Here is a 13,293-nt window from a genome sequence, read left to right as displayed (position 1 = left end):
GACGTTACGCCATTTTGAGGACATGAACGCGGCGCATTATCAGTGACTTTCGCGGCGCGGGCAAAGTGAAATATAGACTTTTTTTGATTTGCCTCCTGTATGGATTTCACTCAAAAAATAATTATCTTATATAATTCAGGCAAATACTTCCTTTTAGTAATATTGATGCTGGTGCGACCACTGAGGAATCTTTACAATTCACGCCCGTTTTTTCTTAGAGGAGCGCAACGTGGAAAGGTTTGATGCCATTATTATAGGCGCTGGTGCGGCGGGTATGTTCTGTTCTGCGCTGGCAGGTCAGGCAGGACGCCGGGTTCTGCTGATCGATAATGGTAAAAAACCAGGGCGCAAAATCCTCATGTCTGGCGGTGGGCGCTGCAACTTTACCAACCTTTATGTCGAACCGGGCGCTTATCTGAGCCAGAATCCGCATTTTTGTAAGTCTGCACTCGCGCGTTTTACCCAGTGGGATTTCATTGATCTGGTCAATAAACACGGCATTGCCTGGCACGAGAAAACGTTAGGGCAACTCTTCTGTGATGACTCCGCGCAGCAGATTGTCGACATGCTGGTGGCTGAGTGCGAGAAGGGCAATGTGACCTTCAGATTGCGAAGCGAAGTGCTGAGTGTGGCGAAGGATGAAACAGGCTTCACGCTTGAACTGAATGGCATGACCGTCGGTAGCGAAAAAATGGTCATCGCGACCGGTGGGCTGTCAATGCCGGGGCTGGGGGCATCGCCGTTTGGTTATAAGATTGCCGAACAATTTGGCCTCAACGTGCTGCCGACCCGCGCGGGTCTGGTGCCATTCACTTTGCATAAACCGTTGCTCGAGGAGTTACAGGTGCTGGCGGGTGTGGCGGTACCTTCCGTGATTACAGCTGAAAACGGCACCGTTTTCCGTGAGAACTTACTCTTCACCCATCGCGGCTTGTCTGGACCGGCAGTGTTGCAGATTTCCAGCTACTGGCAACCGGGTGAATTTGTCAGCATTAATCTGCTACCGGATGTGGACCTCGAAACCTTCCTGAATGAACAGCGTAACGCACATCCGAATCAAAGCCTGAAAAACACACTGGCGGTTCATCTACCGAAGCGGTTGGTTGAACGCTTACAACAACTCGGGCAAATCCCGGATGTCTCGCTAAAACAGCTCAACGTACGTGACCAACAGGCACTGATTAGCACATTGACCGACTGGCGTGTGCAGCCGAACGGCACTGAAGGCTATCGCACTGCCGAAGTGACGCTCGGCGGCGTGGATACCAACGAACTCTCTTCACGGACGATGGAAGCGCGTAAAGTGCCTGGGCTGTACTTCATCGGTGAAGTGATGGACGTCACTGGTTGGCTGGGAGGCTATAACTTCCAGTGGGCGTGGTCGAGTGCGTGGGCTTGTGCGCAGGATTTGATTGCAGCGAAGTCGTCCTGACCTATTACCTAAAGATGAAAATTATTAGAGCCGCATTAAAAATGAGCTAATTTTGATAGTGGCTATCTTGTGATTATTTTCTAATAAGCCCGTGAACTGAAACCCTCCATGCTTAAAATAAGGTGGGGGAATGGTGATTAAAAATCGACCGAAGTCCAGATCTTTATAAAATATGAACAGGTTGAAAAAAGACAGTAACTTTACTGTTTTTTATACTTAACCATCAATGTTAAGTTATTTCATGATACCTAAGAAAAACCAGCGTTACGCAATTGGTCGACGCTGGTTTTATCCGGTACGTTGCAATTATTTTTTAGCAGAACCTGCTTCTAATATTGAAACGATTGAGAACAACGTAAAGCATACCGCTCCCAAACCGACCAGAACCCGCGAAGGAATAAAATATCCCATGTCGGTCTGCGCCATTTCCGCAAGAAACGATGCCAGGAAAAGGCAAAACAGGCAGGTGAAGACGGGAATCATCGGAATTCTGTTGGCTAACGAACAGGTACGTCTCCAGACCAGTGCCAGTAGCCAGACTTTTGAGAATATGCTGTAACAGATCATTCCAAGGCAAATGAGAATAATGCCGGGAGCCAGCCGAGCGCTTGCATCGGAACTGACTAAGACGTATATGCCCTGCAGCACCGTGATTGAGCCGAGAAAAATAACCCAATAACACCACAGCCAGTGCTCTTTGGATGAGAACGTATTACGTGTTTGATGGACGATTGTGGCTACAAGGCCAATGAGACAGGCACAGATTGCGGTTAACCCAAGCAATACGTGACCGGCGACATAATGTGGGGTTATGTCGGCACTGCGTAACAGCGTTATCGACCAAATGAAACCGAGCAGGGTGAGTAATACGGGAACGGCAATGAGGCAATTACCGATTAATGAAGAATAAGCCTGTACCGGCGTTCCGTCGCTTTTGCTCCCCGATGCATTTTTGGGAATGAGCAGAAAGTGACCGGATGACGCTGCCACTGTCGATACACAGGCGGCAATCATACCAACGCCGAAAATCACATGACCGGCGACAAACTCGTCTGCCATCACATCATTGCCTGCTAACAGTGCCCAACCCCATATCATGGTGATAATTGACCCCGCATAGCCAATAATGGGGAACAGTGTATTGTAAAACGTATTAACGCCGCGCGTGAGCTGCGAAATGATAATAAATGCGGTAGTGAATAATGCCAGGCATATGGCTGCCAGAGAAATCAGCACATGACCCGCGACGAAATACTCGCTTTGCCCTGAACTTTCCAGCACAAAGCCACCTAACGCGATACAAATTAACCCCATAATCAAGGGGATTAATTTGAAAAGCCACCCGATATATATGTTCACTTTAAACTCCTCAGGTATCCCTGCTAATATCGAAATGTGCATTAATGATAATTTCAGCCTGTTAATAAAATGACGAGATATCATTAAAGACAAATGCATAGCATAACTATAGCTGGGTTTACTTTGCCGAGTGCCACTTTTCAGCGTTCAAAAGGCCATGGTAAATAAATATTTATCCTAAGATTAATTCTTATTCTGTAGTTCTTTACAATTATCTTCCAGGGAGGGATTATTTTTCATTATTGGTAAAAGACCGGATAGTCTCGGTGTTTAAAATCAGCGAACATATAATTATTATTGTTTTATATCGTCGTAAATATGTCTTTCAGACATGTATCGTTTATTTTGTAACAAACAATTCAAAAATATCATAGGTTATTTATGAAAGCAATTCATAATCTGATTGGAAACAACTCCTTAAGCCATGAATATAAGCATTCAGATAAAGTTAACAATCATCAACACCATGGCGAGGTTGATAAAAAACATCTTTCAAAGACAGTTGAAGTTAATATACTGGATAAATTTTCGCAAATAGGTAACAATGCAGGCCTGCATATCATCTATTTCCTGCAATATGGTCACTGGAATGTAAATGACTATTTTCATCAGACGGTGAAAACATCGCTTTACAATAGTGAACCTTCTATAGATATCCAAGAATATAATAGTTTCGCCAACATGGATACTGACACGTTTATCTTTACAATTATACCAGACAATAACCATGTGTTAAAATTATCATCTCCCATAACCGTTACGATTGAGCGTAGGGATGGTTATTATTTTATTAATTTCTCCGGAGATAAATCAGACATAATTTATAAAGTTGATGGGCTTTCTATCATATCTGAAAATTTCTTTACTCTTCTTAGCGGTAATTTTAAACCTGACTGGCGTTGGGATGTCTCTACTGAGATGCTCACTAAGGAAAAGTTTGATAACTATGTTAAATCTGTGTTTTCAGAAATAGATTTTTATAAACACTGTGGTGTGATTAACCCACAAAATATGAACACGGCTTATTTTGGCGATACAGATGGAAGAGTAGGCGCTATACTTTATGCATTGCTCGTTTCAGGGCATATAGGCATCCGGGAAGAGGGGTGGAGTTTAATATGTGAATTATTAAATCACGAAAATATGGCTTCATCTGCATACGAAAAGAAAAAAATGGGAGAGCTCTACGCTTTATTAAATGCAAGAGACATGATCTTGAATAAGTTGCATAATCATGTTTTTTTAAAAGGCGATGCGATTACTCCTTGTATTTTCCTTGGAGATCATACAGGCGACAGGTTTAGTACTATTTTTGGAGATCAATATATCCTTACTTTGCTAAATTCTATGCAAAATATGGAGGGTAATAAAGATAGTCGTATAAATAAAAATGTCGTCGTTCTGGCTGGAAATCATGAAATCAATTTTAATGGTAACTATAGTGCACGACTAGCAAATCATAGACTCTCCGCCGGTGATACATATAACTTAATTAAAACGCTTGATGTTTGTAATTATGACCCAGAAAGGAAAGTTTTAACCAGTTAGACTGGCCCCCTGAATCTCCAGACAACCAGTATCACTTAAATAAGTGATAGTCTTAATACTAGTTTTTAGACTAGTCATTGGAGAACAGATGATTGATGTCTTAGGGCCGGAGAAACGCAGACGGCGTACCACACAGGAAAAGATCGCAATTGTTCAGCAGAGCTTTGAACCGGGGATGACGGTCTCCCTCGTTGCCCGGCAACATGGTGTAGCAGCCAGCCAGTTATTTCTCTGGCGTAAGCAATACCAGGAAGGAAGTCTTACTGCTGTCGCCGCCGGAGAACAGGTTGTTCCTGCCTCTGAACTTGCTGCCGCCATGAAGCAGATTAAAGAACTCCAGCGCCTGCTCGGCAAGAAAACGATGGAAAATGAACTCCTCAAAGAAGCCGTTGAATATGGACGGGCAAAAAAGTGGATAGCGCACGCGCCCTTATTGCCCGGGGATGGGGAGTAAGCTTAGTCAGCCGTTGTCTCCGGGTGTCGCGTGCGCAGTTGCACGTCATTCTCAGACGAACCGATGACTGGATGGATGGCCGCCGCAGTCGTCACACTGATGATACGGATGTGCTTCTCCGTATACACCATGTTATCGGAGAGCTGCCCACGTATGGTTATCGTCGGGTATGGGCGCTGCTTCGCAGACAGGCAGAACTTGATGGTATGCCTGCGATCAATGCCAAACGTGTTTACCGGATCATGCGCCAGAATGCGCTGTTGCTTGAGCGAAAACCTGCTGTACCGCCATCGAAACGGGCACATACAGGCAGAGTGGCCGTGAAAGAAAGCAATCAGCGATGGTGCTCTGACGGGTTCGAGTTCTGCTGTGATAACGGAGAGAGACTGCGTGTCACGTTCGCGCTGGACTGCTGTGATCGTGAGGCACTGCACTGGGCGGTGACTACTGGCGGCTTCAACAGTGAAACAGTACAGGACGTCATGCTGGGAGCGGTGGAACGCCGCTTCGGCAACGATCTTCCGTCGTCTCCAGTGGAGTGGCTGACGGATAATGGTTCATGCTACCGGGCTAATGAAACACGCCAGTTCGCCCGGATGTTGGGACTTGAACCGAAGAACACGGCGGTGCGGAGTCCGGAGAGTAACGGAATAGCAGAGAGCTTCGTGAAAACGATAAAGCGTGACTACATCAGTATCATGCCCAAACCAGACGGGTTAACGGCAGCAAAGAACCTTGCAGAGGCGTTCGAGCATTATAACGAATGGCATCCGCATAGTGCGCTGGGTTATCGCTCGCCACGGGAATATCTGCGGCAGCGGGCTTGTAATGGGTTAAGTGATAACAGATGTCTGGAAATATAGGGGCAAATCCACCAGTCATCACGGAATAATAAGAAATGAAGAAAATGAATGTTATTGTCTCGGTGCTTTGCAGGTTCCATTTAAACAGATGAAAAATCCTACTGATCCTGAGGAATTAGCTAATATATTTAATAAAAAACATAAAGAATATATGGATGATCCTCTATTCCATCTAATCCGAAGCAATATTATGAAACCCACAGATTTATATGCTGATTATTTTAATAACACTACTGATTTCAGACCAACACGTAATCATATCTTCATATGTGGAGAGAAACTCAAATGCGAAGACCCCAGAAAATACATTAGACAAAAATATGGCCATCATGGGCTCGGGGTAGATCAGAATCAACTATTTGATAATGGTATTATGGGTCTAAATTCCCGGAAGAAAGTACGTGATAAAAATAATGAAATAATTTATTTATCAGGGCTTAGTTGTTTTCAATCTCATTAAAATTCCATGAATACTGTGGTATGTCTTATTAATCCTGAAAGTATTTCATAGGTTTTCTTAATCGATTGTAGAGGTATGTTCTGATAACGCCTCTACAATCTCTAGGGATTTTGTCTACTTTGAGATAAGAAATTTCATATTATGCCTTAAGGCTGAATGATTTGTGCAAAATATAATTGTTTTTCCATCGAACATGAGGTGTATGTCATAAGATTAAATATTAACTACGTATTCCTCGCAGTGAATAGCATGAGGTAAAAAATGAAAATTGGAGCTGTGACCGGTACTCACGACAGTACTATGACAATCCCCGCAAATGATATTATGCAAGATCATGTTACCAACTTCACTAAAGAACTGTTTGGGTATATAGCAAATGGCTTAGATGATGACATATCAAGTATTGCCAGGACAATGCTCGGTGAAGTTGTGGAAAAAATAGATGACTGGCAAATAGAACGTTTCCAACAATCTTTTCAAGATGACAAGATTTCATTTTCCATACAGACGTATCAATCAGAAAAATATAGTATGCTATCGGGCATGCGTGTTCATATCCTACGCAGGAATAATAGTTATCAGTTTATTGTGACAATTAATGGAAAAAATTACGGTTGCCCTCTTGATAACATAGAAATAAATTGGCGCAGCATTGTTTGTTTTCTTAATGCCATGACAGAAGATGGTAATATGAATGATATTGTAGTTACTGAGTCGTACAAACCCCTCTGGGACTGGAAAACTTCGCAATACAATATATTTGATATTAAATTCGAAACAGTAATAAAGGCCCATTTTGCTAATAGAGTCTATTTCTCAAATTGTTCACCCGTTGATCCTACAAGTACCAGACCGACCTATTTCGGTGATACTGATGGCTCAGTCGGTGCCGTTTTGTATGCGCTTACTGCAACAGGTCATTTGGGTATTATGGCTGAAGGAGAAAATTTCCTTAGTCAGTTGCTTAATATAGAAGATGAAGTTCTCAACGTATTGCTAAGGGAGAACTTTAATGAGCAACTTGACACTAATGTTAATACAATAATCAGTATTCTGAACAGAAGAGATATAGTTTTAGAAAGTCTTCAGCCTTATTTGGTTATTAATAAAGGCGCAGTGACGCCATGTACGTTTCTGGGTGACCAAACCGGCGATCGGTTTAGTAATATCTGTGGCGATCAATTTATCATCGATTTGTTAAAACGCATAATGAGTATCAATGAAAATGTTCATGTATTAGCTGGAAATCATGAAACAAATTGCAATGGTAACTATATGCAGAACTTCACGCGCATGAAACCACTTAATGAAGATACCTACGCTGGGATAAAAGATTATCCTGTCTGTTTCTATGACCCCAAATATAAAATAATGGCAAATCATCATGGGATAACTTTCGACATACAACGCGAACGTTACATTTTAGGTCCGATAACAGTCTCTAAAGATGAAATGACCAATGTTCTCGATCCGGTCGAATTAGCGGCAATCATTAATAAAAAGCATCATACCATAATTAATGGTAAAAAATTTAAAATTAGCCGGGCCATCTCTTGTCAATCTTTTAATCGTTATTTTTCCATCTCGACAGATTACAGGCCCAAACTTGAAGCACTATTAGCATGCTCACAAATGTTAGGTATAAATCAAGTTGTTGCACATAACGGTAATGGTGGAAGAGAACTCATAGGTGAAAGGGGGGCTGTTTTAGGTCTGAACGCCCGTGACAGTAAACATGCCGGAAGGATGTACAGTATGCATAATTGCCAAATTAATCCTGGTGCAGGGCCTGAGGTAACCGCTCCCTGGACGTCTTACCAGCATGAAAAAAACAGAAATGAACTTATGCCTTTGAGTAGAAGGCGCACGCTGTTACAGCTTTGAACCATAGACAACATGAATATTAATGTTACTATCTGGTTGAGACTGTTGATAAAACGTAAAAAGGAATGCTCTGTTCCTGCAACTGAACAGGCGTGAAACGCTATCCAACAGGATGGATACCGTTTTATCAGCCAGTTTTATAGATCACACTTATGAGTATGCGTGTTTCATTTACGGCCAGGAATGCTGATGATGACAACATTACTACCCGTTTTCACTAAGCCTTCCCCATTGGCGCTCAATGCTCTGTGCGCTGGTCGTATTTGCCGTTTCCTTCTTATCCCGGATGGATGAATCCGCTGAACGTCGTTCGGTGGCAGTTGTAACACGCGTCTTTTGCTTACAGGGATTATGGCGGGTCGATTATGGATAAGAGTAAGCGCCATCTGGCGTGGTGGGTTGTCGGGTTACTGGCAGTGGTTGCTGTCGTGGCGTGGTGGCTGTTGCGCCCGGCAGGTGTGCCGGAAGGCTTTGCCGTCAGCAATGGGCGTATTGAAGCGACGGAAGTGGATATCGCCAGCAAAATTGCCGGGCGTATCGACACCATTCTGGTGAAAGAAGGCCAGTTTGTTCGTGAAGGTGAAGTATTGGCGAAGATGGATACTCGCGTGTTGCAGGAACAGCGACTGGAAGCCATCGCGCAAATCAAAGAAGCACAAAGCGCCGTTGCCGCCGCGCAGGCTTTGCTGGAGCAACGGCAAAGTGAAACTCGTGCCGCGCAGTCACTGGTTAATCAACGCCAGGCCGAACTGGACTCCGTGGCTAAACGTCATACGCGTTCCCGCTCACTCGCCCAACGAGGGGCTATTTCTGCGCAACAGCTGGACGACGACCGTGCCGCCGCCGAAAGCGCCCGTGCTGCGCTGGAATCGGCAAAAGCCCAGGTTTCGGCTTCTAAAGCGGCTATAGAAGCGGCACGTACCAATATCATTCAGGCGCAAACGCGCGTCGAAGCGGCACAAGCCACTGAGCGGCGCATTGCCGCAGATATCGATGACAGTGAACTGAAAGCCCCGCGTGACGGACGCGTGCAGTATCGGGTTGCCGAGCCTGGGGAAGTGCTGGCAGCAGGCGGTCGGGTGCTAAATATGGTCGATCTCAGCGACGTCTATATGACCTTCTTCCTGCCAACTGAACAGGCGGGCACGCTGAAACTGGGCGGCGAAGCCCGGCTGATCCTCGATGCCGCGCCAGATCTGCGTATTCCTGCGTCCATCAGCTTTGTCGCCAGCGTCGCCCAGTTCACGCCAAAAACCGTCGAAACCAGCGATGAGCGGCTGAAACTGATGTTCCGCGTCAAAGCGCGTATCCCACCGGAATTACTCCAGCAACATCTGGAATATGTCAAAACCGGATTGCCGGGCGTAGCGTGGGTGCGGGTGAATGAAGAACTTCCGTGGCCTGACGACCTGGTGGTGAGGTTGCCGCAATGACGCATCTGGAACTGGTTCCCGTCCCGCCTGTCGCGCAACTGGCGGGCGTGAACCAGCATTATGGAAAAACCGTTGCGCTGAACAATATCACTCTCGACATTCCGGCCCGCTGTATGGTCGGGCTGATTGGCCCGGACGGCGTCGGGAAGTCGAGTTTGTTGTCACTGATTTCCGGTGCCCGCGTCATTGAGCAGGGCAACGTGATCGTGCTGGGCGGCGATATGCGCGACCCGAGGCATCGCCGTGACGTCTGCCCGCGCATTGCCTGGATGCCGCAGGGACTGGGCAAAAACCTCTACCACACCTTGTCGGTGTATGAAAACGTCGATTTTTTCGCCCGCCTGTTCGGTCACGACAAAGCGGAGCGGGAAGTCCGAATTAATGAGCTGCTGACCAGCACCGGGTTAGCACCGTTTCGCGATCGTCCGGCAGGTAAACTCTCCGGCGGGATGAAGCAAAAGCTGGGGCTGTGCTGTGCGTTAATCCACGACCCGGAATTGTTGATTCTTGATGAGCCAACAACGGGGGTTGACCCGCTCTCTCGCGCCCAGTTCTGGGATCTGATCGACAGTATTCGCCAGCGGCAGAGCAATATGAGCGTGCTGGTTGCCACCGCCTATATGGAAGAGGCGGAACGCTTCGACTGGCTGGTAGCGATGAATGCCGGAGAAGTACTGGCGACTGGCAGCGCCGAAGAGCTGCGGCAGCAAACGCAAAGCGCCACGCTGGAAGAAGCATTTATAAATCTGTTACCGCAAGCACAACGGCAGGCGCATCAGGCGGTAGTGATCCCACCGTATCAACCTGAAAACGCAGAGATTGCCATCGAAGCGCGCGATCTGACCATGCGTTTTGGTTCCTTCGTTGCCGTTGATCACGTCAATTTCCGCATTCCACGTGGGGAGATTTTTGGATTCCTTGGTTCGAACGGCTGCGGTAAATCCACCACCATGAAAATGCTTACTGGACTGCTGCCTGCCAGCGAAGGTGAGGCGTGGCTGTTCGGGCAACCGGTTGATCCAAAAGATATCGATACCCGCCGTCGGGTGGGCTATATGTCGCAGGCGTTTTCGCTCTATAACGAGCTCACCGTGCGGCAAAACCTGGAGTTACATGCCCGTTTGTTTCACATTCCGGAAGCGGAAATTCCCGCGCGAGTGGCTGAAATGAGTGAGCGTTTTAAGCTCAACGACGTTGAAGATGTTCTGCCGGAGTCATTGCCGCTCGGCATTCGCCAGCGGCTTTCGCTGGCGGTGGCGGTGATTCATCGCCCGGAGATGTTAATCCTCGATGAGCCTACTTCTGGCGTCGATCCGGTGGCGAGGGATATGTTCTGGCAGTTAATGGTCGATCTTTCGCGCCAGGACAAAGTGACCATTTTCATCTCCACCCACTTTATGAACGAAGCGGAACGCTGCGACCGCATCTCACTGATGCACGCCGGAAAAGTGCTCGCCAGCGGTACACCGCAGGAACTGGTTGAGAAACGCGGAGCCGCCAGTCTGGAAGAGGCATTTATCGCCTATTTGCAGGAAGCGGCAGGGCAGAGCAACGAAGCCGAAGCGCCGCCCGTGATACACGACACCACCCACGCGCCGCGTCAGGGATTTAGCCTGCGCCGTCTGTTTAGCTACAGCCGCCGCGAAGCACTGGAATTGCGCCGCGATCCGGTCCGTTCGACGCTGGCGCTGATGGGAACGGTGATCCTGATGCTGATAATGGGTTACGGCATCAGTATGGATGTGGAAAACCTGCGCTTTGCGGTGCTCGACCGCGACCAGACCGTCAGTAGCCAGGCGTGGACGCTCAATCTCTCCGGTTCCCGTTACTTTATCGAACAGCCGCCGCTCACCAGTTATGACGAGCTTGATCGTCGGATGCGTGCGGGCGATATCACGGTGGCGATTGAGATCCCTCCCAATTTCGGGCGCGATATCGCGCGTGGTACGCCTGTGGAACTCGGTGTCTGGATCGACGGTGCGATGCCCAGTCGTGCCGAAACGGTAAAAGGTTACGTGCAGGCCATGCACCAGAGCTGGATACAGGATGTGGCGAGTCGGCAATCCACGCCCGCGAGCCAAAGCGGGCTGATGAATATTGAGACACGCTATCGCTATAACCCGGACGTAAAAAGCCTGCCAGCGATTGTTCCGGCGGTGATCCCGCTGTTGCTGATGATGATTCCGTCGATGTTAAGCGCCCTTAGCGTAGTGCGGGAAAAAGAGTTGGGGTCGATTATCAACCTTTACGTGACCCCCACCACCCGCAGCGAATTTTTACTTGGCAAACAGCTACCGTACATCGGGCTGGGAATGCTGAACTTTTTCCTGCTCTGCGCCCTGTCGGTATTTGTATTTGGCGTACCGCATAAAGGCAGTTTCCTGACGCTCACCCTGGCGGCGTTGCTGTATATCATCATCGCCACCGGAATGGGGCTGCTGATCTCCACCTTTATGAAAAGCCAGATTGCCGCCATTTTCGGTACGGCGATTATCACGTTGATCCCGGCGACGCAGTTTTCCGGGATGATCGATCCGGTAGCTTCGCTGGAAGGTCCAGGACGTTGGATCGGCGAGGTTTACCCTACCAGTCATTTTCTGACTATCGCCCGCGGGACGTTCTCGAAGGCGCTGGATCTGACGGATTTATGGCAACTTTTTATCCCGTTGCTGATAGCCATTCCACTGGTGATGGGCTTAAGCATCCTGCTGCTGAAAAAACAGGAGGGATGATGCGCCATTTACGCAATATTTTTAATCTGGGTATCAAAGAGTTGCGCAGTCTGCTCGGTGATAAAGCGATGCTGACGCTGATTGTCTTCTCGTTTACGGTGTCGGTGTATTCGTCAGCGACCGTTACGCCAGGATCGTTGAACCTCGCGCCGATCGCCATTGCCGATATGGATCAATCGCAGTTATCGAACCGGATCGTTAACAGCTTCTACCGCCCGTGGTTTTTGCCCCCGGAGATGATCACCGCCGATGAGATGGATGCCGGGCTGGACGCCGGGCGCTATACCTTCGCGATAAATATTCCGCCTAATTTTCAGCGTGATGTCCTCGCCGGACGTCAGCCGGATATTCAGGTGAACGTCGATGCCACGCGCATGAGCCAGGCATTCACTGGCAACGGTTATATCCAGAATATTATCAACGGTGAAGTGAACAGCTTTGTCGCGCGCTACCGTGATAACAGCGAACCGTTGGTATCGCTGGAAACCCGCATGCGCTTTAATCCGAACCTCGATCCCGCGTGGTTTGGCGGGGTGATGGCGATCATCAACAACATTACCATGCTGGCGATTGTGTTGACCGGATCAGCGCTGATCCGCGAGCGTGAACACGGCACGGTGGAACACTTACTGGTGATGCCGATAACGCCGTTTGAGATCATGATGGCGAAGGTCTGGTCGATGGGGCTGGTGGTGCTGGTGGTATCGGGATTATCGCTGGTGCTGATGGTAAAAGGCGTGCTGGGCGTACCGATAGAAGGCTCTATCCCGCTGTTTATGCTGGGCGTGGCGCTCAGTCTGTTTGCCACTACGTCAATCGGTATTTTTATGGGGACGATAGCGCGTTCGATGCCACAACTGGGGCTGTTGGTGATTCTGGTGCTGCTGCCGCTGCAAATGCTTTCTGGTGGATCCACGCCGCGCGAAAGTATGCCGCAGATGGTGCAGGACATTATGCTGACCATGCCGACGACACACTTTGTCAGCCTCGCGCAGGCCATCCTCTACCGGGGTGCCGGATTCGAAATCGTCTGGCCGCAGTTCCTGACGTTGATGGCAATTGGCGGCGCGTTTTTCACCATCGCGTTGCTGCGATTCAGGAAGACGATTGGGACAATGGCGTAATTAC

At 48.0% G+C, this 13,293-nt stretch carries 8 protein-coding genes and 2 pseudogenes; 9 read left to right on the top strand and 1 reads right to left on the bottom strand.

Annotated features, from left to right (window positions below; genetic code table 11):
• Positions 1-229 precede the first annotated feature (229 nt).
• Positions 230-1,432: a BaiN/RdsA family NAD(P)/FAD-dependent oxidoreductase gene (locus QUE74_RS21920; RefSeq protein ID WP_000439154.1), complete on the top strand. Its 1,203-nt coding sequence runs from the start codon at positions 230-232 to the stop codon at positions 1,430-1,432.
• Between the two features lie 306 nt (positions 1,433-1,738).
• On the opposite strand, the gene QUE74_RS21915 is transcribed toward QUE74_RS21920, so the two are convergent.
• On the bottom strand, positions 1,739-2,791 hold the full coding sequence (locus QUE74_RS21915; RefSeq protein ID WP_001028909.1) for a DUF2776 domain-containing protein: 1,053 nt from the start codon (positions 2,789-2,791) through the stop codon (positions 1,739-1,741).
• Positions 2,792-3,172: 381 nt separating this feature from the next.
• Here QUE74_RS21915 and QUE74_RS21910 point away from each other — a divergent pair.
• The 8 genes and pseudogenes from QUE74_RS21910 to QUE74_RS21875 all read left to right on the top strand — a co-directional run.
• Positions 3,173-4,336 (top strand): annotated as a pseudogene (locus tag QUE74_RS21910) (DUF4049 domain-containing protein); the annotation flags it as partial.
• A gap of 91 nt (positions 4,337-4,427) precedes the next feature.
• Positions 4,428-5,656, top strand: a protein-coding gene (locus tag QUE74_RS21905; RefSeq protein WP_088895425.1) for an IS3-like element IS2 family transposase whose coding sequence is annotated in 2 segments (ribosomal slippage) — positions 4,428-4,743 and positions 4,743-5,656 — 1,230 coding nt in all. Because the reading frame shifts where the segments join, the coding sequence is not laid out codon by codon here.
• 10 nt (positions 5,657-5,666) lie between these two features.
• Positions 5,667-6,116: pseudogene (locus QUE74_RS21900) on the top strand (DUF4049 domain-containing protein); the annotation flags it as partial.
• A gap of 261 nt (positions 6,117-6,377) precedes the next feature.
• Positions 6,378-8,000 (top strand): DUF4049 domain-containing protein, encoded by a 1,623-nt coding sequence (locus QUE74_RS21895; RefSeq protein ID WP_000689574.1) that lies wholly within the window; start codon positions 6,378-6,380, stop codon positions 7,998-8,000.
• A gap of 189 nt (positions 8,001-8,189) precedes the next feature.
• The gene (gene yhiY, locus QUE74_RS21890; RefSeq protein ID WP_213054493.1) at positions 8,190-8,294 is read left to right on the top strand and encodes a hypothetical protein; all 105 of its coding nucleotides are present in this window, start codon (positions 8,190-8,192) and stop codon (positions 8,292-8,294) included.
• Positions 8,295-8,365: 71 nt separating this feature from the next.
• Positions 8,366-9,433 (top strand): HlyD family secretion protein, encoded by a 1,068-nt coding sequence (locus QUE74_RS21885; protein WP_000361518.1) that lies wholly within the window; start codon positions 8,366-8,368, stop codon positions 9,431-9,433.
• Positions 9,430-12,165, top strand: coding sequence for a ribosome-associated ATPase/putative transporter RbbA (rbbA, locus tag QUE74_RS21880; RefSeq protein WP_000149088.1), 2,736 nt, complete (start codon positions 9,430-9,432; stop codon positions 12,163-12,165). Before QUE74_RS21885 ends, rbbA begins: the two co-directional genes overlap by 4 nt.
• Positions 12,165-13,289: an ABC transporter permease gene (locus QUE74_RS21875; protein ID WP_001314210.1), complete on the top strand. Its 1,125-nt coding sequence runs from the start codon at positions 12,165-12,167 to the stop codon at positions 13,287-13,289. The genes rbbA and QUE74_RS21875 overlap by 1 nt, the downstream gene beginning before the upstream one ends.
• The last annotated feature ends 4 nt before the right edge of the window (positions 13,290-13,293 follow it).

It is taken from the genome of Escherichia sp. 10290 (assembly GCF_030295155.1).
GTDB lineage: Bacteria > Pseudomonadota > Gammaproteobacteria > Enterobacterales > Enterobacteriaceae > Escherichia > Escherichia coli_F.
Note: the sequence above shows the minus strand (reverse complement) of the source record. Positions and strands in the feature narration are given on the sequence as shown.